Origin of the sequence: Metaplanococcus flavidus, assembly GCF_042675885.1 — a bacterium.
Taxonomy (GTDB): Bacteria; Bacillota; Bacilli; order Bacillales_A; family Planococcaceae; genus Planococcus; species Planococcus flavidus.
This window is the reverse complement of sequence record NZ_JBHTKI010000012.1, coordinates 151,168-174,122: the sequence shown is the minus strand read 5'-3', so window position 1 is coordinate 174,122 and position 22,955 is coordinate 151,168. Positions and strand designations below refer to the sequence as shown.

Sequence of the window (22,955 nt, the reverse complement as noted above, 5' to 3'; positions counted from 1 at the left end):
TTTAAAATGAATAAAATGTCAATAAGTTGGAAAGGTTATATTCCTGCAATTACATTACCATTTGATGAGCAACAACGCATTGATTGGAATGCCTATAAAAAGCTGTTGAATTGGTTGGTAGACGAGGGGATGCACGGTATTGTCATCAATGGAACGACAGGTGAGTGGTTTAGCTTAACCGACGAAGAGGTCCGTGAAGTTTTTGCATTTGTCGGAAAAACGATTGATAACAGAATTCCAGTCATTGCAGGGTGCACTGGCTATACGGCAAAACAAGCTTCAAGATTTGCACAATGGGCGAAAGAAGCAGATTTGGACGGTGTGTTAATTGCACCACCGCCATACATGGTACCGAATGATGAGGAATTATTTCAGCATTATCAACAAATCAGTCAGTCTGTAAGCTTGCCCATATGCGTTTATAACTGGCCGAGAGGAACGCAGGTTGATATATCGCCAGCATTGATGAAGCGCCTTGCAACTATCGAACATGTTGTGGCCGTTAAAAACTCTACAACTGATATGGCAAACTTCATTCAAATGCTGTTAGAGGTTGGCCAAGATGTGCGTTATTTTGGCGCACCGATGAATGCACTCGGCATAAGTTTGCTGAAGCATCATCAAGCGGATGGTCTCATGGGCGCTGGTGCAGTGTTAGGGCGGATACACCCACAATTTTTTGAATATCTGTGGGCAGGTGAAGAGGAAAAAGCTCTCGAATGTGGGAAAAAGGATCAATTGTTATTCAAACAGTTTTTTAACCCGGATTTTTCTGTGAAATTCGGTTCACAGCAAGCGATTCTTAAAACTGCACTGAATCTGCAGGGGTTGCCGGGCGGCCATGTGCGCCAGCCATTGATCGACCTTACACCTGACGAAGAGGAAAAGGTGAAGAGTGTATTGAATGAGGCTTTGAAATGAATTCACATACCGAAACTCTTGTGATTGGCGGCGGTCTTGTCGGAGCTGCGACAACTTACTATCTTTCAAAGAAAGGCCATGACGTTACTTTAGTCGAACGAGGACAATTAAATCGCCAGTCTTCTGGTCAAAATGCGGGAAGTCTCCACTTCCAGTTGGAGTATCGGATGATAGCGTTTTGGGATCAGCTTCAGAACGAACTGTCCCAATTAATTCCGTTCTCCAAAGCATCCGAGCTTGTTTGGCGGGAGTTGGAAACCGAGCTGCAAATGGATTTGGAAGTGGTGCAGCATGGCGGGTTAATGGTTGCTGAAACCACAGAAGAATGGCAGCTTCTAAAGAAAAAATTCGACCTGGAAAAGCGGCTTGACTTAAATACAGAACTTCTCTCAAAATCTGAAACACTCAGACTTGCACCATATTTATCAAAATCAGTGGTCGGTGCTGCTTATTGTCCAGATGAAGGCCATGCCAACCCTCGTGAAGTAACACCGGCATTTGCCAGACGTGCAATTGAAAACGGTGCAAAAGTTCACATTAACACCCTTATTCAATCGATTGAAAAATACAACGGCAAATGGCATGTTCAGTTGAATGCGGACGAAGTCATCATTGCAGAGAATCTGGTAGTCGCTTCTGGTGCATGGACTGCGGAGGTCGGCCGAATGCTTGGGATTCATCTTCCTGTTTACCCTGTTCCTCTTTTAATGAATGTCACGGAACAAGCGGCCCCCTTTCTAACTCATATGGTGCAACATGTTGGGCAACGGTTAACGATGAAACAAGTTCGAGATGGAAATATATTAATCGGAGGCGGCTGGCAAAGTTATTTTCAAAAAACAGCTGGTAAAGTGCGTTATGACATACCACCTATTGTAGATCCAAGGCTCGTGATCGAAAATGTTAAACTTGCCGCTTCTGTGGTGCCGGCACTCAACGATCTCCGCCTTATTCGTTCATGGACCGGAGTAACGGGAATTACTCACGATCAACTGCCATTGTTAGGGGAATTGGCTGAAAGAGAGAATGTTTACTTGGCAGTTGGAGGATCTGGTTTTACATTCGGTCCGCTTTATGCAAAAATTTTGTCCGATTTGATTACTGAAAACAAGACAGAATTTGATATGCGCGCGTTTTCACCTCAAAAACTTGCACACCTTAATCTTTTCATGAGGTAGTGAAGAAAGTGTGAAGTAAATGATCCATATAAATATTGATGGGGAAAAACATCAAGTTCCTGCGGGCTGGTCAGTGGCAACTGCAGTTTCTCATGTAAAAGGGATTGAAAATTATCGTCTCACTGAACAGAATCACCGCCGGGCACCTATGTGTCACATGGGGGTTTGCTATGAGTGCAGTTTACACGTTTCAGGACAAGGTAATGTTAGAGGATGTATGGTGCAGGCAACTGAGGGCATGGAAATAAGGACACTTCATGCTGAAGCGTTGGATTGGAAAGAGTCCGAGCGTGAAATATTATCGGAGAACGACCATATTTATGACGTCGCTATCATCGGAGCAGGACCTGCGGGAATGGGTGCAGCCGATGAGTTGGCTAAATCTGAAAAAGATGTGCTGCTGATCGATGAACAATTGAGAGCAGGAGGGCAAATTTACAAGCAGCCATTTGCCGGACGTCAACCTCCTCATCAATTAATTTTGACAGTCGATCAACTGGTAACAATTGATCGCTTATTTGGTCATGCTGTTTGGTCCATACAATCTTATACTGCTTCGGATCAAATTACGGCAGATCCGAAATCGCGAGCGTTTTTTCGTGTATTTCTCGAAAATCATTCACCAATCCGTGCGAAAAAGATTCTACTGGCGACCGGTGCCTATGACCGGATCCATCCTGTAAGAGGCTGGACGCTTCCGGGAGTAATGAGTGCCGGTGGCATTCAAGTGCAATTAAAGACACAAAACTATGCAGCAGGTCAGTCGGTTGTATTAACAGGCAGCCATCCGTTTATTCTTATAGTTGGAAAATTACTATGTGAATCGGGTGTCGAAGTCAAAGGAATCGCAATTGCCCAGTCGCTTAAAACCTTGTTAAAAATGAGTAAACATGCTGGTACGATGCGTCATCACCGTGCAAAATTGAACGAATTAAAGAATGCTATTCAAATTTTGCGTAAAAATCAAGTGCCGATCTGGTTTAATGCAATGCCGACCGAAATAGCTGGTGAAGAAAAAGTGAGGGCGGTGACGATTAAACAGTCGAAAGCAGCAGTCCCGCTCATACGCACCATCCCTTGTGAAGTCGTTGGGATGTGTTACGGCTTCACTCCTGTGCTGGACTTGGCAAAGCAAGCAGGGTGTCACATTGAACGTACGGCTCATGGAACAAGGAAAGTCGTTATCAATGAACAGAATGAAACCTCAATTCAAGGGATTTTTGCTGCTGGAGAATTAATTAGAGTAGGTGGAGCTGAGCGCTCGGAGGCGGAAGGGAGACTTGTCGGGCGAAATTTGGGTGGCACTGATCAAGGAATTGAAAAGCAAAGTTTGAAGAAGGCTATGGAAAAATGGAATCGCTTTGCGGAAGTTCTTGCTGAGGTGGAACTTGAAGCATGGAGATTAACCGATTTTCAAACGTTTGAAGAAAATCTGGTCTTATGCAAATGTGAAAACGTTACCGTTCAAGACATCCATAACACCTTAATGCAGCCTTCGCCACCAACCGACTTGAATTCAATCAAACTTCAAACCAGGTGCGGTATGGGGTTGTGTCAAGGAAAGTATTGTGAAGAAAGTCTGTATCGAGTAGCCTGTGGAACTCTCAGTGAGCCGCCTCTGACCGATACATTTAACGGTCAATCGCCTGCTAAGGCAATCGCGATCCGCAATTTGTAACTTCCCTGGAATCTGTTTGGGATACGTTTAAAGTGAAGGTTGTCACTTAAACTGTCACTTTAAGAGATAATTTGCATCAATTTCAAGCTTTATTTTGCATAGGATTTTAAAGACCAGTAACCTTAATGCAGAGGTTACTGGTCTTTGAATTTTTCCTCCATATTATAAAAACTTCTGCCCTTTTAGTTTTAGGTAATATTTAATTCGTAAGTCTGTTGTCGATTTTCACTTTAATTTTCTTTATTACTTCTAAAACTAATGGCATTCCTCTAATGTTTATACTTAAGTTGTATGAAGCATTAATTCAATAAGAATTAAATTAATATTTTCAAAAAAATCCAGAAAGGGAAATTATTCATAATTTTATTTAGTGGATTGTCTATATCTTTCTACTTGATTGGATTTTGAATAGTTCGGTAATAATCATGAAAAAAATTCTGAACAAAAAAACCATGTTTATCTCGTTTGTCACTTTAGGTTTAGTAGTCATTCTGAGCTTCTCTATCTTTTTTATTTGGTCTCAAAATACATTTGAAGCGATAGATGCTGATCAAATAGAAATAGAGGAAGTTATAAAATCCGAAGATGGGTGGTATATCTATAGAGCAGAAAATGCAGATAAAGGTTTGATCCTCTATCCTGGCGCAAAAGTCGATCCTGAAGCATATGCCTATTTAGCACAAGAATTATCAAAGCAAAATATCACAGTTGCTATCCCTTCAGTCAGATTAAATTTATCAATTCTAGATGTTTCAAAAGCGGATGAAATAATAGAGAAGGATGACAGTCTCGAGTGGTATGTGTCTGGCCATTCAATGGGAGGCGCAGCAGCAGCTATGTATGCAGATCAACATTTAGATAGCATAAACGGGCTAATATTGCTTGGGGCATACGCAGCAAGCAATGATTATTTAAGTGAATCCAACTTACCCGTTTTATCCATAAGCGGTTCAGAAGATGGATTAAGTACTCCTGAAAAAATTATCGAAAACAGCTCGAACTTACCAGAAACAACAGATTTCATTGAAATTCCTGGCGGGAACCACGCTTATTTTGGCGTATATGGCAGTCAGTCCGGCGACAATGAGGCTCAGATAACAGTTAGTGAACAACAAGAAATCATCATAGATTTAATTGTTGATTGGTTAGAAAATAATCCTTCCTCCTCAAGGTGAATCATGAAAATTTATGAACTCTATTGAATAGAGGATTGTATTTGATATAGGCACTGGAGAAAGAAAGATCCTATCGATGAGGCGGAAACGAATAGCTGAACTGAAAATATCTTCAATTATTGGAAAGTAAACTCCTCAATATAAAAAACTCGCACCAGCAATGAAGCTGGTGCGAGTTTTTTATGGTGTACTATTCAATTGAAGTATCGCCGAAAAGGTAGTAACCGTTACCTGAAACGCTGAACCCTTGTACGGAATCATTCACGCCAAGCAAGAATTCAGTGTGATTTACAAACATCATAGGGGATTTCTGGATTAACATTTCAGAAGCTTCAGAGTAAAGCTGTACGCGCGTATCCAAGTCGCCCTCTCTACGAGCTTCATCCAGAATTTCATCGACTTCAGCATCATCGAAGAAAGTCATGTTTCCGGCCATTCCGTGGTTGTCTGAATGGAAGAGTTGATAAGTTGAATAATCTCCATCCATTGTCGGAGTTGACCAGCCAAGAATGAACATTTCTGTCTGTCCGCTTGCTGCATCTTCAATGAATGCACCAAATTCCATTGCTTCGATCTTAACAGTGATATTTAAACTTGAGAGTGCACTCTCTACATACGTTGCCATATTCATACGTTGTGAATTGTCACTATTTGTTTTCAGGCTGATTTCGAATCCGTCGCCATAGCCAGCTTCTTCAAGCAATGCTTTCGCTCCTTCAACATCAAAATCCAAACCTTCAATACTATCATCGTATCCTAATACTCCTGGAGGAATTGGCCCTGTTGCTGGAATGCTTGTACCGCCATAGATACCATCGATAATTTGTGATTTATCAATTGCCATTGAAATCGCACGGCGTACACGCTCATCATTTAATGGCTCCACTTGAGTGTTGTAGGCGATAAAGTTCAGGGAGGTTGAACTTTGTTGAAGTACCGATGCGTTTTCAATCTCTTCTACACGGTTAATGTTATCCGCCTCAATTGCATCTACAATATGAACTGCACCTGTTTCGAGCTCTGCAAGGCGAGTTCCTGTTTCTGGAATTGTTCTAAATGTAATTGATTCTAAATCTGGAGCTTCATTCCAATAATCTTCGTTGCGCATAAGTGTGATCTGGTCGCCTGGCGTATATGCTTCGAACATAAATGGACCAGTACCTATCGGATTTGAGTTAATGTATTGATCCACTTCATCACCTGATTCTACTCCTTCGGCATCCGCCTGGATAACTTCCGAAGACATTAGTGCTGTATTGTTGTGTGCCAAGTGGTTCAAGATCGGTGCAAATGCGAATTGCAGCTTGACTTGAACTGTGTAATCCCCTGTTACTTCTACGCTTTCAATTGCGCTGACAATTGAAGCGCCTTGTGAACCGATATCTGGATCCATAAGCCGGTCAAAGTTGGCTTTAACCACTTCAGCATTCAGTTCCGATCCATCATGGAAGGTAACACCTTCACGAATCATAAATTCCCATGTCGTGTCATCTACTTGACTCCACTCTGTTGCAAGATTCGGCTGAGGATTTCCGTCAGCGTCAAGTGTTATCAACGTTTCATAAATATTGGCACGGACATTGCCTGAAGGAACGTCATTTGAACCATGGGCTGATAATGAAGACAACTCAGCAGGAACTGCAATGATTAAATTCTGATCACTGCTTCCACTAGCTTCTACATCTTCAGATGACACATCGTCATCCCCTTCATCACTCTGGTTTGCATTGGTATCCGTACCACCTTCTCCTGCACAGGCAACTAGCAGTAGTCCAAGCACTAGCACTAGCATCATTAACCATAAAATTTTTCTCAAGCTCATAAATTATACCCCCAATATTTTTTTAACCGTCGCAACAATCTGTTATAAATTGTTAGAATATTGCGAGATTATTATAAAATATAAGGGAGATATACATATAAAACTATAAAAAATTTTACAAAGTGAAAAATGTCTTTTCGATTCCTTTTATAAAATCATGGTGAATATTATTGGGTAAAACTATATTCCGTTCTTATAGAAAGAATGAGCAGCGTTAAATCTTTATGTGACTTTGTAAAAAATTATATAGTTTGCGTTAAATACTAATGATAATATTTTGAATAATAATTAGGAAAATTCAAACAAATCAATTTAGAAGTAATGGAGGAATTCACATGGCCAATTCTCATGAAGAAGTAGTGAAATCAGACGCACCTTATGTAACTCTGAAATCAAACCCACGGCTTAGGAGCTTAAGGGATTTTTACCGTAAACTGAAACGAAATAAGGCTGCCTTAGTCGGCGGTTACCTCATTATCTTTTTAATGATAGTGGCAGCAATCGGTCCATATTTTTTGAGCCATGGGATCAATGATGTGGATTACACTGTGCGCCTTCAGCCACCGAGTGCAGAATTTTGGTTGGGGACTGACCATAACGGCCGGGATATATTCTCACGCATTATCTATGGCGCACAAATCACATTATTGGTCGGTTTTCTATCCGTTGTATTAGGAGGAGTCGCGGGAGTTGCAATCGGAATTGTATCAGGTTTTTACGGTGGAAAGATTGATGCGGTAATCATGCGGATTATGGATGTCCTGCTTGCTTTTCCAGGAATCCTGTTAGCGCTTGCGATTGTCAGCATTCTAGGTCCAAGTATTATCAACGTAGTATTTGCGGTAGCGATCAATTCGATTCCAGCATTTGCAAGAATTGTCCGTGGTTCCACACTCGTGACAAAAAGGCTTGAATATGTAGACGCATCCCGAGCACTCGGAGCAAGTGATTTTCGTTTGATTTTTATAAATATCCTTCCAAACGTTCTATCGCCATTAATTGTTCAAGCGACTTTATCGATTGCGACAGCTATTTTGACGGCGAGTGGATTATCATTCCTGGGGCTTGGGGCTCAACCGCCTTCTCCAGAGTGGGGAGCCATGCTGAATGAAGGAAGAGGTTATATGCATGATTCAGGGTATATTGCTTTGGTCCCTGGACTTGCTATTGTAATCGCCGTGCTCGCGTTTAATTTATTTGGAGACGGAGTTAGAGATGCATTAGATCCGAAATCGAAATAATCAAGAGGGATGTGTTGGAATGTTTAAATTTGTAATACGCCGATTGCTTCAGTTGATTCCAGTACTTTTGGGAGTCACATTACTCATATTTTTAATGTTACATATTACTCCAGGTAACCCGGCCGCAATCTTGGCAGGAGAAGGGGCAGACAGGGAAACGATTAACAATGTAGCAAACCGTCTCGGGCTTAATGACCCTTTATACATGCAATATGCAAACTTTTTATGGGATGCTATGCGATTTGATTTTGGAACATCATGGAGATCCGGGATTCCAGTCGGAGATGAAATTTCGTCCAGATTTTGGGTCACAGTCGAGCTCGCAGTGTATAGCACAATACTGAGCATATTTCTCGGGATTATTGCTGGGGTAATTTCAGCGATGAAACGTTATTCTTTTGCTGATGTCGGCATAATGTTGGTTGCATTATTCGGTCTGTCAATGCCGAACTTTTGGCTGGGGTTAATGTTGATGCAGTGGTTTGCAGTCGAACTTCGTTGGCTGCCGGCATCCGGATGGGGGAGTCCTGAACAAGTTATACTTCCAGTCATTGCTTTAGGAACAGCAGGAGCAGCGATTATTGCCCGGATGACACGATCAAGTATGCTGGAGGTTATCTCTCAAGACTACATTCGGACAGCCAGAGCAAAAGGGGTAAAGGAACGCCTTGTTATTTATCGTCATGCACTGCAAAACGCACTGATTCCTGTCGTCACGGTCATCGGCCTTCAATTCGGTTATCTACTTGGGGGCGCCGTGTTAACAGAAACTGTATTTGCTATTAATGGGCTTGGAAGGCTTGTAGTAGATCGTATTTCGTCCAGGGATTTCCCAGTGATTCAAGCTTCAATTCTCATCATAGCGACGTTGTTCGTGCTAGTGAATTTCTTTGTGGATATCTCATATCGGATATTGAACAAGCGGATTGATTTGGAATAAGGAAAGAGAGGGAACAAAATGGGCAATGAAAATATTTTAGAAATTAAAGAGCTGAGAACGCACTTTCCAACCGGAAAAGGCAGTGTGGTAAAAGCGGTTGATGGTGTCTCTTTTGTTGTTCAAAAAGGCAAAACACTCGGGATCGTAGGAGAATCCGGATCCGGAAAAAGTATCACTGCACTGAGTGTGCTGCGTTTAGTGGATGAGCCAGGTGAGATTGTTGGGGGAGAAATTTTATTTAAAGGAGAAAACTTACTCGATCAGAAGATTTCTAAAATGCGAAAAATTAGAGGGAATCAAATCTCGATGATTTTTCAAGAGCCGATGACATCGCTAAACCCGGTCCACTCAATTGGGAAGCAAATTAGGGAAACTTTAGAAATACATGAAGATTTAACTAAAAAAGAGAGTAATAAGCGAGCGCTTGATTTATTGAAGATGGTGGGAATCCCATCACCTGAAAAGAGACTGACCCAGTATCCTTTCGAATTATCGGGCGGGATGAGGCAGAGGGTGATGATCGCTATTGCGCTTGCGTGTAATCCGGATTTATTAATTGCGGATGAGCCAACAACGGCATTGGATGTAACGATTCAAGCACAGATTCTGGAACTCATTAAAGAATCGCAAGTAGAAATGAATATGTCTGTCATGTTGATCACACACGATCTTGGTGTTGTAGCTGAGACGTGTGATTACGTTGCGGTAATGTACGCCGGACAAGTTGTTGAATACGCGGATGTTGAGACCTTGTTTGAAGAGCCGAAACATCCCTATACTGCAGGACTTTTGAAGTCACTGCCTCGACACGATATAAAAATGGAAGAATTGACACCAATTCAGGGGATGGTTCCGAGTCCATTTGATATGCCCCCAGGATGCAGGTTTGCTCCACGTTGTCCATTTGCGACAGAACTTTGCAATCAAAAATTACCTGACTTGATTGACCTGCCGGATGGACATGAGGTTAGATGTTGGATTTATTCGGATGAATGGGACGGAAAAGAGGGAGTGGAAGTCTATGAGACAAGCTCAATTACTTAAAGTCGAAGGGTTAAAGCAATATTTCCCGATTTATGGTGGGTTTCTAGGAGCGCAAGTCAACAATGTAAAGGCTGTTGATGATATTAGTTTCGTTGTTAATCGGGGTGAAGCGGTTTCGATTGTTGGAGAATCAGGCTGTGGAAAATCAACGACAGGCCGTGCTATTCTCCGGCTGGATGAGCCGACAGCAGGATCCATCGAGCTTGACGGAGTTGACTTGCTCTCACTGAACCGGGGAGAAATGAAAGATACACGGAAAGAAATTCAGATAATTTTTCAAGATCCATACGCTTCTTTGAATCCCCGATTAACTGTTCGGCAGATTCTTTACGAATCGATGAATATTCAAAAGCATATTAAGCGGAAAGACCGTGAAGCGAGAATGTACGAATTGTTAGATCTTGTCGGGTTGCAGCGAGATCAAGCAGAGCGATTCCCACATGAATTCTCCGGTGGTCAAAGACAACGTATCGGCATAGCACGTGCTCTGTCGGTTGACCCTAAGTTGATTGTATGTGATGAAGCAGTATCGGCATTGGATGTATCCATTCAAGCCCAGGTGTTAAATTTATTGAAAAAATTACAGAGGGAAATGGGTCTGACGTATTTGTTTATATCACATGATTTAGGCGTAGTGAGACATATTTCTAATCGAATCATCGTGATGTATTTAGGGAAAATTGTGGAAATCGGAGATAATGATTCGATTTTTGAAAATCCGAAGCATCCCTATACTCAGGCGTTGCTATCGGCCATCCCTGTACCAAACCCGAAAAAGAAAAGTAAGCGAATTCTACTAAAGGGCGATGTGCCTTCGCCAATCGATCCGCCACAAGGATGTCGCTTCCATACCCGTTGCCCTTTTGCAACAGACCTTTGCAAAGAAGAAACACCGCAGCTAAGAACCGTCGACAAAATGGCAGAAGGACACCAGGCGGCTTGCCATTATATTAATGAAGTCAGCTTTGATAATTTAAAAATAGAACAGGAGTTAGTCAAAGTTGAAAGTCTGCAAAGTGAGGATGCGTCATATGAAAGAGTTAAGTGATGAAGCGCTGAAAGCACTGCAGCAACTCATTGCGATAGACACGAGTTATCCAAATACGGAATGGGAAGCACTGCTGTTTTTAGAGTCGACGGCAAAAAAAGAAGGGCTTTTTACCAGACTTCGTGAAACTGCACCGGGTCGTGGAAATCTCGATATTTATCTAAATAAAAAAAATGCACCAAAGTTGATTTTGTTGTCACACGTGGATGTCGTACCTGCTGTTAAAGAAGAGTGGACATATCCTCCGTTCTCTGGAGAAATTCACAACGACTGGATGTGGGGACGTGGCACAATCGATACTAAACAATTGTCAATCATCCACCTTTTCACACTCATTCATTTTAAACGTACAGGCGTTGATCGGCCAATACAGATGCTGGTGACATCTGATGAAGAACGTGGGAGTAAAGAAGGGCTGCTTCGTTACATTGAAGAGGAGCCGGATGTTTTTCAAGGAATGCCCGTCCTGAACGAGGGAGGAGGATTCCCGATTGTGATTAATGGTAATGTCTTTCATCTCGTAGAGCTTGGTCAAAAAGGCGTTGCCCGGATCCGCATTCGAATTTCTAATTATCCATCTGCCAATCCATATATGCCAAATCATGAAGCACTCTTTGAGATGACAGAAGCACTTAGACGATTAGATCGTATGAAGGAAAGTGAACTTTTACCCGAAACGGTCAGTCAAATGTTCAAAATCATTGCAGAAGTTTCACAGTCTGCTTTTGAACCTTCTGAGCCAGGAAAATTTATTGACACTCAGATGCCGAAATCCCTGAAGCGAATGATGCGTGCGATGACGAAAACGACATTTTCAGTCACTCAGCTGCGTGCAGGAAAGCAGTTGGATGTTCTGGAGGGCGGGTATGAGGTAATGATAGATTGTCGTATGCTGCCAGCGGTTACATACGATGTGTTGGAATCACATTTGGAAACGGTAATGGAGGGATTGAACGGCTCTTGCGAGATTCTCTCATTCTCTGGAGGGTACGAATCTAAAATCGAAGAAACAAAATTAGAGATAGTAGAAAAAGTGCTTCAGGAAGATTGTCCCTCGCACCGAATTGTTCCATATTTATCGATCGGCAGCAGTGATGGAAGACATATCGCGCCTCTCGGTGCACAGGTCTTGGGATATTGTCCAGTAGATACAGATATGCCATTTGATGAAGTAATCAAGCTCGTGCACGGCGTTGATGAACGCATTTCAATACATTCTTTTGAACTAGGCCTTAAACAAATGACCAAACTCTTAAAAAAATTGGTATAGGAAGTGACTGATATGCAACTGGGAGATCCGGAAATCTCGAAACAAAAACTAAAACAAGCAACTCAATATATGACTGAAGACGGTATTGATACGTGGTTGATTTTAACTCGGGAAGGGACCGATCCTTCTTGCCCACTGCTGATCAGTATCCGCTCTGTTCACCTTGCTGCCGTGTTTATTCGGGCAGATGGCAAACATAAAGTTCTTACTTCAGCAAGTGACTTTGGAAACTATGAAAGCATTGGATTGTTTGATGAAGTAATTCAATATGAGTCTAGTATTGAGTCTGACTTCCAACAGTTATTTAATTCGCTGGGCATAAAAAAACTCGCCCTGAACATATCTGAAACAGATCATTTGTGTGACGGCTTAACAGCCGGGTTGTTTGAGTGGCTGCAGGACACTATAGGACATGAGCAGCTTGATTCAGTCATGATCAGCAGTGAACCGTTATTGAAACAAATTCGGAGTATTAAATCAGACAAAGAGCTTGTATTAATTGAAGAAGCTGTGCGTCTTACGGATGAAATATATGAGACCGTTTTTACAAAAATCGGGCCGGGTATGACCGAGATTGAAATGGGACAATTATTTGTGGAAGAAATGAAAAAGAACGGTGTATCCAATGGACTTGGAAATGCATTCGATCCGCCCATGGTCTGTTGTGTTCGAAACGGACTTGCACACCGGAAACCAGCTGATTTCGTCATACTTCCCGGTGATATTGTGATTTTTGACTTTAGTTTGAAATACCAGAATTATGTTTCTGATATCGCCCGCACTGTCTATTTCTTAAAGCCGGATGAAGATGAAGCACCGCACGATATCCAACATGCTTTTGATACGGCTAAGAAAGCGATTCACACGACCATTAATTCTATGAAAATTGGTCAGAAAGGGTATGAAGTCGATTCGGTGGGAAGAAAAGTCATCGAAGAGGGAGGCTATCCAACCATTCGCCACTCAGTGGGCCATCAGGTTGGGCGGGATACTCACGATGGGGGAACGATTCTTGGACCGCAGCGTACACCAAAGCGCCCTCAAGTAGAAGGGAAACTTCAAATGGATGAAATATATGCGATTGAACCGACTGTAATTCAGGATAACGGCCTTCCGTGCATACTTGTGGAGGAGAACCTTGTGATGACGACTTCAGGTGCCCGCTTGCTGAGTCGCCCACAGCTTGAGCTTATATTGGTCGGGTCTGAACGAGCGGGGTGAGTACTATAATGGAAGCAAAAAAGTTATTCATCCAATTAATTCAAGCTAAGACCGTAAATGACGATCAGAGCGAATGGGCAGGAATTAACGTTCTGGAAAATTGGATGAACGAGTGCGGGCTTGAGTACCAGGTTTTCGAAAGCCCCCAAAGGAGGCCGAACCTGGTGGCAAAACTACTTGGAACCTCAGGTGATTCAGAAAAACCGCCGCTTATTTTACTTTCACATATAGATGTAGTGGCAGCGGCTGAAGAGGAATGGACTTATCCGCCATTTAGCGGGATGGAAGCAGAAAATGCGATATGGGGCAGAGGTACACTCGATACCAAGCAGCTAACGGCCATGCATGCCCACGCATATTACCTTCTTTCGAAACAGAAACAGCGCTCAAGGGATGTCTATTTTATTGTGACATCAGATGAAGAAAACGGAAGCACCGAGGGAATGGAATTTCTGGTTAAAGAACAACCCCATTTATTTGAACAAGCAACAGTTTTCAGTGAGGGTGGTGGTTTTTTGATCGAAGACCAGGACAATGAAACATCTTACATGCTATACGCAAACAGCGAAAAAGGAGTCGCAACAGTTCGCTTGTCTGCAAAAATGGAAGGCGGTCATGCAGCTGCACCACCGGATGAATCATTGATTCTCATACTATTAGAAACAACCAGTCAAATCGCTTCATCAATAAAACCAGCTCACGTCAATCAGGATTTGGTAGATTTCCAATCTAAAATGAACGGCATGCTTGAGTCGAAACGAGATTCAAACGACCATCAAGACTTGGTACAAAGATTTGTTGACTATATGGGACAGCCTTCAATTAAAATTCCAGACTTTGAAATTGGAAGCAGCAGCATAAATGTACTGCCTGCCAAAGGCGAAGTGACTCTGGAGATCCGTGTTTTGCCACAGATGACAGAAGGGCAAATAAGGGATCAGCTGAATCACGTTGTCAGTCACCCGAAGGTTTTGTGGGAATTGACATCGTTTGAACCAGGTTATCAAAACACACAAGATGATCTGCTTATTGAAATTTTCAAGTCCACAGCAGAAGACCTTGGTTTTTATGGAGAGTGGGTCCCTTTTACTGCGCTTGGGAGAACGGATGGTCGCTGGGTTGCTGATTCAGCAGCAAGTATCTATGGGATCTCTCCAACATTGACTAATTTTACAGAGGTATTGAAGAGAGTACACCAGAAAGACGAGCGAATAGAAATAGACTCGTTCGAATTCGGATCGAAATGGATGGATAAAGCAGTAGCAAAAATATGCGAATGAAAGAGGTGGAAACATGTATGAAACGCAGAAAGAAAAAATGAATCAGGCTATTCGCTATTTAAATGAAGAAAAAATTGATGCATGGATAATTTACACCAGCGAAGGAAGTGATCCCTGTTTGCCATTGGTAACAGGCGTGAAAACGGTAGGACCTGGTGCATTCCTTTTTCACAAATCGGGGAATAAAGTCGCTATTACAAGCTCGATCGATGCCCAGGACGCAAGGGAGTCCAAACTGTTCGATCAAGTATTAACCTACAATAATGGTTTGGCAGAGGAACTTTCCAAGGTTATCAGTGAATGGAATCCGAAAACAATTGCACTGAATAAGTCCAGATACGAGCACTTAGCGGACGGTCTCACAGCTGGCCGAATGCTGTGGCTGAAATCAACATTAAAAGATGTCTTTGAAGGGGAATACGTTAGTGCAGCACCTTTTCTAAATAAACTGAGAAGTATCAAAACAGCAGCAGAAATAGAGAAGATTCAGACGGCTATTAATATAACTCATGATATTTATCAAGAGGTTTTTCACAAGATTCATGCTGGTATGACCGAAAAAGAGATGGGGCAGCTTTTCGTTAAAGCTATGGAAGAACGCGGGTTAGTAAACGGAATTGACCGGACCTTGTCGATGCCGATCGTAATGAAAGATAATATTGCCCATCGTGGACCAAGTGATCGCAAAGTTGAGAAAGGAGATCTCGTTATTTTTGACTTCAGCGTCGATTATGAAGGTTACGTTTCAGACATAGCGAGAACCGTTTATTTTCTAAAGGATGGAGAAAAGTATGCACCTGAAAAGATTCAAAAAACGTTTGATACGATTCACGAAGCAATTACGCTGACAGGTAAACAGATGAAGCCGGGCATCACGGGCAATGAAATCGATCAAGTTGCGAGAGAGCACTTAGTGAAAAATGGTTATCCGGAAATAGAACATGCAACTGGACACCAGATTGGTCAGGCTGTTCATGATGGAGGAGCGCTTTTAGGTCCTAGTTGGGAACGCTATGGTAACGCTCCAAATGAACCGTTAGAAAGAGGAAATGTGTTTACGATTGAACCGACTGTATTCTTGAGGGATGAAGGGATTCATTTTATTGTCGAAGAGAATGTGGTCGTGACTGACGATGGAATCGACTATTTAAGCATACGTCAAAATGAACTGATACTGATCGATTAAATAAGAGGAGGTTTCAAGATGACACGTTATGATGGAATAATAGTAGGTGCAGGAATTATTGGAGTATCGATTGCCTACCACTTAAGTAGATTGGGCTACGAAAAATTACTGGTCGTGGACAAAGGCGGTGTAGCTTCTGGTGTGACGGGGATTTGTCCTGGTGGTATTCGCCAGCAATGGGGAACAGAAATCAACTGTCGAATGGCAAAAGCTGCGGTCAATTTCTATGAGAATATTAATGACCACCTGGAGCCGGATGAGCCAATCGGCTACAAAAGTGTTGGCTACATGTATACGTTTCACTCAGATGAAGCAATTGAAAACTATAAGAAACATATAGAGTTACAAAATCGCCTTGGAATACCAACTGAATTTCTAACACCGGAAGAAGCAGCGAAAATTGTACCGGGAATTGACCAAAGCGCTTTCAAAGTCGCTTCTTTTTGCAAAACAGACGGCTTCGTTGATGATGCTTATCATGTGACGCAGAGCTTTGCTGAAGCGGCCAAAAAAAGAGGTACGACAATTATCAATGACGAAGTAAAGCAAATTTTGATGGAAGGCGATCGAGTAACTGGAGTCGAAATGACTAAACGCGGAAAGATTCATGCTGATTTTGTCGTAAATGCTGCAGGATTGGGAGCGAAAGATTTAGCAGCCACTGCAGGTATCGATTTGCCGATTTCTTATGAGACTCGCCGCATTCTTTATACAAACCGTGTTGAAAAAAGATTAATTGAACCATTGTTGATTTCATTTGAAAAAGGTTTTGCTGCAAAACAATTGTCTGATGGTGTTCTATATATGAGCTACCTCGGAGAGAGTGATAAGAAATTATCAATGTTTGAGTTTCAAATGAAAGTTGCAGAAATCGGTATGGAGATTTTTCCGCCCCTTGAACAAGTGGAGTTCCGATCTCATGCGGATGGCGTATATGACAGTACACCTGATCACCAGGCGATTATCGGTGACGTTGAGGGGGTAGAGGGTTATTATCAGGCAGTGGGAATGAGTGGTCACGGTTTTATGATGGCCCCACCAATCGGTGAGACTCTAGCTGATCTGATTGCAGGGAATGAACCATCAATCAATGTTCAGCCATTGCATTTTAATCGATTCAAAGAAAACCGTTTGTTATTCGAACCAAGCGTCGTATAAATTAAAATTGTAAAATAGTGAAAGGTGAGATGTTAATGAACTACTTTGTAATTGAATTTCCTGATTTCAATGAAAGCATCCAATTCGATTTATTGACAGATAAAGCCCCGAATACATGTAGAGCTTTTTGGGAAGTGATCGATGAACCAGTTGAAATTATTGTGAAACACGCAATGTATACAGGGAAAGAAATCTCTGCCCAACTCCCGCCAGAGGGGAAAGCAAAGGATGAACTTTATAATCCCAAGCCCGAAAATCTAACTTGCTTTCCGTTGCCGGGAGATATATTGTTTACGTTCATGCCTGAGTATGCGTTTGGTGGTGCACCAGTTCCCATTTTCGATATAGGCATCTTTTATGGAAGAGATGCGCGCACCTTTTTTCCTATGGGATGGCTGCCTGGGCACTTGATGGCGCAGGTTCATTCTGCAGAAGAACTCGTACGTTTACAAACAATTGGCCAAAAGGTTCATTCAGAAGGACAACAACGCATGATTATTCGGAGAGGTGAATAGAGCAGCTGAATTTCAGGATTAATAGTAGCTTAATTCGATGAGAGCATCTAAATCTTTAATGATGTAATGTCTGCCTTCTTTTCGGATATACGACTCATTAAGCAGCCATTTGATATTATTGGCAATCGTGACACGGGTCATTCCAAGCAAGTTCGCCATTTCCTGATGAGTAAAAGAGATCGTTAATTTGATTTCTTTTTCTTCAACGGACTGCCCATACTCTTTTGCAAGATGAATGAAAGTTGCGCATACCCTAGTAAATGCTTTCGTATAGCTTAGCTCCATTGATTGCATACAAAGCAGCTGATACTTTTTTGTAATCAAATTCAGAAGATGATCATACGTTTCAGGGTGTGAATGTATATGGTTTATGAAGTCCTGACGCTCTACCTTCACTAAATCGCATTTTGATGCGCTGATTGCATTCGTTGCATATTTCATTTCGCTATTCAAGCTGCATTCACCTAATAAACCATTCACACCTATAATAGCGAGTGCTTTTTCCTCACCATTTTGTGAAATCAGACTAAGACGGACCCGTCCCTTTCTCACAATATATATGTAGTCTCCCTCGTCATTCTGATTAAATATGGTCTCGTTTTTCAGGAAGCTAATTGGAATTCCAACCTGATAAAGCGATTCCCAATCATAATTTAAATTTTCCAGCCAAGGGTTTATAAAGCTAAACGCTGTCTCTGAATGACTCATTTTATCACTCCGTGTGAATATAATGAAAGGAAGGTGGAACATGAAAATGATGAAATTACCAGTGGAAAGAAGCGATTTTCCTACTTTACAAAATAAAATTATGCTATCGAGTTGTTCTCAAAGTGCTCCGCCGCAAGCTGTAATAGATGCATTAGATGCTTATAAGTATAGCTTAATTGAGTCCGGAATGGAATGGGGGGAGTGGATTGAGCACGTCGAAGGTGCCAGGAAAAATTTTGCTGAACTCATTTCCTGTGACCCGGAAGAAGTAGCGATTCTTTCATCTGTTTCAGATGCTGTATCATCAGTTGTGAATTCGCTGGATTTTAAAGACGATGAAGGTATCTGTGTAACAGAAATTGACTTTCCTTGCATCGGACAAGTCTCATTATCTAAAAAACTCAAGCAAGGTGTGCCTGTTACCTTTATTCCCCATCAAAATCATATGATGAAGAAAGAGGATTATGAAGCGGCGATTAATGAAAACACAAAGCTTACATGTGTTCCACACATTAGCTATTACAATGGATTCAAACAAGATATAAAAATGATTTCTGATATCGCTAAACGAAATGATTCATTGTTACTCGTAGATGCTTATCAGTCGGCCGGGTCAGTTCCAATTAATGTGAAAGAGATGGGGGTGGATATATTAGTGGCAGGTCTGCAAAAATATTTGATGGGCATACCAGGAATAACATTCCTCTACATTAAGAAAGAGATTTCAGCGGAAATGATCCCTGCCGTTACAGGATGGTTTGGCCAATCAAATCCTTTTGCATTTGACCTGAAATCAACTGATTACGCAGACTCCACCAGGCGATTCAATACAGGTACCCCACCCATTGTAAACGCTTACGCAGCTGAAGCTGCTCTCAAATATATCCTTAATATCGGTGTTGATAACATCCAAGCCTACCTGCAGGAATTATCAAGTTATACAATAGAATACGCAGAACAGCTTGGCATGAAGGTGGCCAGCCCAAGAAATTCCGCTGAAAAAGGTGCAACAACTGCCATTTACGTTGAACATGCTGATAAAGCGGAGACAAAATTAAAAGAAGAAGGAATAGTCGTGTCGGCCCGTAAAGATATTATTCGAATAGCCCCACATGTATATAATACAAAGCAGGATATTAAGCGAGCTTTAGATCATCTAAAAGAATGGACCTGAGCCAAACAGAAACCCTATATTTGAGTGTTGGATAACGCTAAAAATTCTTTATTTCTTATTTAAGCAGAATTCTTATGTCAATTTGATAATTAGAAGCAGCTATCAAACAATCATGCATAATTGGCAGATAAGTGCTGAATTTACATTAACGGGAAAAGTATTTATAAGAGTTTGTGAAGAGAAACCATCTGTAAATGGTTGTATGGCTGAGAAAATCAGATATCATTGCAGAGTGATTTCAATAGATCATAACCGTTGAAAAAGACTACCACCCCCCGGTAGTCTTTTTTAATTTTTCAAATACTTTACATCAATTAATTGTTATTAACGCCTGATTTCATTGAGAAATCTAAAGAAGACATAGAGTGTATACTAATAACTTGCTTCGATAGAGAAGATTTTATTAATGAAGTTAGCAGTATAGCTGGTGTAGAACGACTCGTATATGCCGGAATAAAAGTAAATACACTGCAGGACTTGCATACATGGCCCTATACATTCAATAAAGAAACAATAACTATGGATTCAGCTAACTTTACCTTCAAGGGTTTTTATAAGAACCATGATTTTGGAGTGCTGATGGAGAACGAAATAATCTTTGCGCAAGAGTATAGTCAATACTTCGAAAAATTGCTTCTGATATCATTGATTCAGGTAACTGGGGGTCACTTCTTCTATTGTTGAAGAAGAGAAAAACATATGCAATAAAATAATTGGTGAACGAGCAATTGCTCAAAAAAATCCCGGGAAAAATGTATCACCACTTGTTATACTGCCGAATCCTAAAAAATGTGGGCGGTACTTTCTAGTGACATCTCTAATGAAGATACAGAAGTACCCGCTAATGAACAGTAATATCTTTTCAGATGAAATATTTAAATATCGATTGCGTCATTTAATTAAAAAATATTTAAATGCAGCTTAGTTCTTCAAATTCTTAAAAAATAAAGACTAGAAAGTTCATTTCTATTAATGTCCAAAGATTAAAAACCTCATTTAAATGTAATACTGAGAGCCATACCACAAGTAAAGGCAAAATATTAAGGGACTCTAGCAGCTTCCTTTTATATTTATTAGGTGAAATAGAGCTTATTGATCAAATATTTAGCTGCTGTTCGAGCGCTATTCTAAAGTCAAAGCCAATCATAGTAGCATGAACAAGGGGCCAGGGGCTTTGTCTTAAGACAAAGCCCCTGGCCTCTTAAATTTCATTATTTTAACGAGTAGCCGCCATCTACGACTATTTCTGCACCGTTTATATAGGATGCTTTGTCTGAAGCTAAGAATAGAACGACTTCTGCAATCTCACTTGGTTTCCCGTAACTTCCTCTAGGATGTCCCTGTGATTGTTTTTCATAATTCTCTTTTCCGCCATATGCATTAATGGCCAGGTCGGTTTCTGTAGGGCCGGGGGATATGCAATTTACTCGGATTCCTTGGTTAGCAAAGCGAAGTGCCGTGCTTTGGGTCATCGCGACAACCGCTGCTTTGGTCCCGCTGTAAGCTGGCAGCATAGGATTAACCTTATCGTTTCCAAGGATGGCTGCGTTATTGATGATGACTCCATTTTTTTGCTTACTCATCACGAGTAAAGAATATTTCATGTAGGCAAAGATAGCCGTTTGATTGACAGCAATTAAATGATTCCAGTCATCTAGCTTTACTCGCGACAATGGCCCCATTCCTGTAGACAGAATACCAGCATTGTTGAATAGAATATCAACATTATGCCCATCATTTTCAAGCGCTTTAAAAAAACTTTCGATTTCTTCCACGTTTTCGTTATGGACTTGGTAAAAATGAGCCTTGCCGTCGCATTCACTCTCTACCTGAGAGCCTTTGGTACGATCTCTTCCAGTAAAATGAACAGTAGCCCCTTCTTTACAAAAGAAACGAACCACTTCCTTGCCAATTCCATCCGTTCCACCATTAACAATCACTACTTTGTTTTCGAACATCGTCTGATCTCCTCCAAACACCATAGTAAAGTCATAAAGAATGTGTAATCAGTATATAACATTCGTATCACCATAGGAAATTTAGGTATTCACCACTTAAGGAGACATGGACGTTCCCTTATATGAAGGATTCGCCCCTCTTTTCCCTTCATCTATTTAACTAAAATAATTATGCTTCAAGCTGTATCACAATTTTCGTGAAGCCTTTAAAATCCCGACTTATTGACCTGCAATTTAAGCAAGCTCCCCTGCCAATATATACCGTTCGTATGAGGATAACTGCTGCTTACTAAAAACAGCTAAATCAATGTCGCTATCAGCTCGATTTGCTTCTTTTACTATTAATTCCACTCCTTACAGACAGTTGCGGACACAAAATAAGCTTCATTCATCGTAAAAGATTTTTGGAATGCTTTGAAAGCTTGAAATTTACCGTTATAAATTATTTGAAAATAAAGAAATTTATCCGTATACTTAGTTCGGGGTATATACAAAGTAAAATGAGAAAAAATTTTATCTGCGCAATTCAAGAAATATAGAATATCTTGTCTTACTGATCAGAAAATGGAGGGGTTAGATTGAAAAAGATAGTCGTAACAGGCGGAAGTGGCCTGCTTGGCCGTGAGGTTATAAAAGAATTTTTAGAGCATGGCTATGAAGTGGTCAATGCAGACATCAAGCATCCCAAAGAAGTTCTTTGCAGAACAGTCATAACCGATTTAACGAATCTGGGTGAAGTGTATGGTGTACTGGCTGGTGCGGATGCAGTTGTCCATCTGGCGGCGATTCCGGTGGCATATTCACATCCAAACGAAGTGACTTTCCAGAATAATGTCATGTCCACTTATAACATTTTAGAAGCCGCTGGAAGCTTAGGGATTAAAAAGGCTGTAATTTCATCCAGTGAGTCGTCTTACGGTATTTGTTTTTCAAAGCAGGATCTGCAACCGTTATATGTACCGATAGATGAGGATCATCCGCGACTGCCTGAGGAAAGTTACGGTTTATCCAAGATAGTAAATGAAAACACCGCTGATATGATCCACCGCAGAACGGATATGCAGGTGGTTTCCTTCAGATTGGGAAATGTCATTGCACCTGAAATGTATCAGAGTTTCCCTGGCTTCATACACGATCCTGAACAGCGAAAAACGATTTTATGGAGTTACATTGATACACGCGATGCGGCTGCTGCTTACCGATTGGCTGTTGAAACTGATGGACTCGGTTCTGTTGCCCTTAATATCGGAGCGGACGAAACCAGTATGGATATCGAGAGCAAACAACTGATGGAAACGTGCTACCCGGACGTAAAAGATTTCCGCAAAGAACTTACAGGCTTTGAGCCGTTATTAAACAGCGAAAAGGCGAAGAAACTGCTGAATTGGAAACCTGTTCATAAGTGGAGAAATTACGTAAGCCTGTAATGCCGTGTATT

The 22,955-nt window shown here is 41.4% G+C and carries 20 protein-coding genes; 17 read left to right on the top strand and 3 right to left on the bottom strand.

The features are described 5' to 3' along the window. The first annotated feature begins 6 nt into the window (after positions 1–6). From ACFQ1X_RS09750 to ACFQ1X_RS09735, 4 genes are all read left to right on the top strand, one after another. Positions 7–921, top strand: coding sequence for a dihydrodipicolinate synthase family protein (locus tag ACFQ1X_RS09750; protein ID WP_144839791.1), 915 nt, complete (start codon positions 7–9; stop codon positions 919–921). Further along, positions 918–2,099 carry an NAD(P)/FAD-dependent oxidoreductase gene (locus ACFQ1X_RS09745; protein ID WP_144839793.1) on the top strand — a complete coding sequence of 394 codons (1,182 nt, stop codon included), beginning with the start codon at positions 918–920 and terminating at the stop codon, positions 2,097–2,099. Before ACFQ1X_RS09750 ends, ACFQ1X_RS09745 begins: the two co-directional genes overlap by 4 nt. Before the next feature lie 19 nt (positions 2,100–2,118). Then, positions 2,119–3,777, top strand: coding sequence for an FAD-dependent oxidoreductase (locus tag ACFQ1X_RS09740; RefSeq protein WP_144839795.1), 1,659 nt, complete (start codon positions 2,119–2,121; stop codon positions 3,775–3,777). Between the two features lie 425 nt (positions 3,778–4,202). Next, on the top strand, positions 4,203–4,952 hold the full coding sequence (locus tag ACFQ1X_RS09735; protein ID WP_144839797.1) for an alpha/beta family hydrolase: 750 nt from the start codon (positions 4,203–4,205) through the stop codon (positions 4,950–4,952). A gap of 190 nt (positions 4,953–5,142) precedes the next feature. Here ACFQ1X_RS09735 and ACFQ1X_RS09730 read toward each other — a convergent pair whose 3' ends face one another. Next, on the bottom strand, positions 5,143–6,774 hold the full coding sequence (locus ACFQ1X_RS09730; protein ID WP_144839799.1) for a glutathione ABC transporter substrate-binding protein: 1,632 nt from the start codon (positions 6,772–6,774) through the stop codon (positions 5,143–5,145). A 335-nt stretch (positions 6,775–7,109) separates the two neighbouring features. Here ACFQ1X_RS09730 and ACFQ1X_RS09725 point away from each other — a divergent pair, with 335 nt between their 5' ends. From ACFQ1X_RS09725 to ACFQ1X_RS09680, 10 genes are read left to right on the top strand one after another with little or no spacing between them, the layout of a single operon-like run. Next, on the top strand, positions 7,110–8,015 hold the full coding sequence (locus ACFQ1X_RS09725; protein WP_144839801.1) for an ABC transporter permease: 906 nt from the start codon (positions 7,110–7,112) through the stop codon (positions 8,013–8,015). 19 nt (positions 8,016–8,034) lie between these two features. Further along, entirely contained in the window at positions 8,035–8,955 is a 921-nt protein-coding gene (locus tag ACFQ1X_RS09720; protein WP_144839803.1) for an ABC transporter permease, read from the top strand. A gap of 18 nt (positions 8,956–8,973) precedes the next feature. Next, positions 8,974–9,999 (top strand): ABC transporter ATP-binding protein, encoded by a 1,026-nt coding sequence (locus ACFQ1X_RS09715; RefSeq protein ID WP_144839805.1) that lies wholly within the window; start codon positions 8,974–8,976, stop codon positions 9,997–9,999. Then, complete coding sequence (locus ACFQ1X_RS09710) at positions 9,977–11,047, top strand: ABC transporter ATP-binding protein (protein WP_144839807.1); 1,071 nt, start codon at positions 9,977–9,979, stop codon at positions 11,045–11,047. Before ACFQ1X_RS09715 ends, ACFQ1X_RS09710 begins: the two co-directional genes overlap by 23 nt. Then, positions 11,031–12,317: a M20/M25/M40 family metallo-hydrolase gene (locus ACFQ1X_RS09705; RefSeq protein ID WP_379082310.1), complete on the top strand. Its 1,287-nt coding sequence runs from the start codon at positions 11,031–11,033 to the stop codon at positions 12,315–12,317. The genes ACFQ1X_RS09710 and ACFQ1X_RS09705 overlap by 17 nt, the downstream gene beginning before the upstream one ends. Before the next feature lie 12 nt (positions 12,318–12,329). Continuing rightward, positions 12,330–13,538, top strand: a complete 1,209-nt coding sequence (locus ACFQ1X_RS09700; protein ID WP_144839811.1) for a M24 family metallopeptidase — start codon at positions 12,330–12,332, stop codon at positions 13,536–13,538. An 8-nt stretch (positions 13,539–13,546) separates the two neighbouring features. Beyond that, a complete protein-coding gene (locus ACFQ1X_RS09695; RefSeq protein WP_144839813.1) occupies positions 13,547–14,818 on the top strand; it encodes a M20/M25/M40 family metallo-hydrolase in 1,272 nt (423 codons plus the stop codon). 13 nt (positions 14,819–14,831) lie between these two features. Beyond that, positions 14,832–16,004: a M24 family metallopeptidase gene (locus ACFQ1X_RS09690; protein WP_144839815.1), complete on the top strand. Its 1,173-nt coding sequence runs from the start codon at positions 14,832–14,834 to the stop codon at positions 16,002–16,004. An 18-nt stretch (positions 16,005–16,022) separates the two neighbouring features. After that, on the top strand, positions 16,023–17,162 hold the full coding sequence (locus ACFQ1X_RS09685; RefSeq protein ID WP_144839817.1) for an NAD(P)/FAD-dependent oxidoreductase: 1,140 nt from the start codon (positions 16,023–16,025) through the stop codon (positions 17,160–17,162). 35 nt (positions 17,163–17,197) lie between these two features. Next, complete coding sequence (locus tag ACFQ1X_RS09680) at positions 17,198–17,677, top strand: DUF3830 family protein (protein WP_379082306.1); 480 nt, start codon at positions 17,198–17,200, stop codon at positions 17,675–17,677. Positions 17,678–17,695: 18 nt separating this feature from the next. Here ACFQ1X_RS09680 and ACFQ1X_RS09675 read toward each other — a convergent pair whose 3' ends face one another. After that, positions 17,696–18,385, bottom strand: coding sequence for a Crp/Fnr family transcriptional regulator (locus ACFQ1X_RS09675; RefSeq protein WP_379082303.1), 690 nt, complete (start codon positions 18,383–18,385; stop codon positions 17,696–17,698). 40 nt (positions 18,386–18,425) lie between these two features. Between ACFQ1X_RS09675 and ACFQ1X_RS09670 the strand changes: the two genes are divergently transcribed. Continuing rightward, positions 18,426–19,559 carry an aminotransferase class V-fold PLP-dependent enzyme gene (locus tag ACFQ1X_RS09670; protein WP_379082300.1) on the top strand — a complete coding sequence of 378 codons (1,134 nt, stop codon included), beginning with the start codon at positions 18,426–18,428 and terminating at the stop codon, positions 19,557–19,559. Between the two features lie 318 nt (positions 19,560–19,877). Continuing rightward, positions 19,878–20,243, top strand: coding sequence for a phospholipase D-like domain-containing protein (locus tag ACFQ1X_RS09665; protein WP_144839823.1), 366 nt, complete (start codon positions 19,878–19,880; stop codon positions 20,241–20,243). 527 nt (positions 20,244–20,770) lie between these two features. Here the strand turns inward: ACFQ1X_RS09665 and ACFQ1X_RS09660 are convergent. Continuing rightward, complete coding sequence (locus tag ACFQ1X_RS09660; protein WP_144839825.1) at positions 20,771–21,517, bottom strand: SDR family NAD(P)-dependent oxidoreductase; 747 nt, start codon at positions 21,515–21,517, stop codon at positions 20,771–20,773. A 578-nt stretch (positions 21,518–22,095) separates the two neighbouring features. On the opposite strand from ACFQ1X_RS09660, the gene ACFQ1X_RS09655 reads away from it, so the two are divergent. Beyond that, positions 22,096–22,944: an NAD-dependent epimerase/dehydratase family protein gene (locus tag ACFQ1X_RS09655; protein ID WP_144839827.1), complete on the top strand. Its 849-nt coding sequence runs from the start codon at positions 22,096–22,098 to the stop codon at positions 22,942–22,944. The last annotated feature ends 11 nt before the right edge of the window (positions 22,945–22,955 follow it).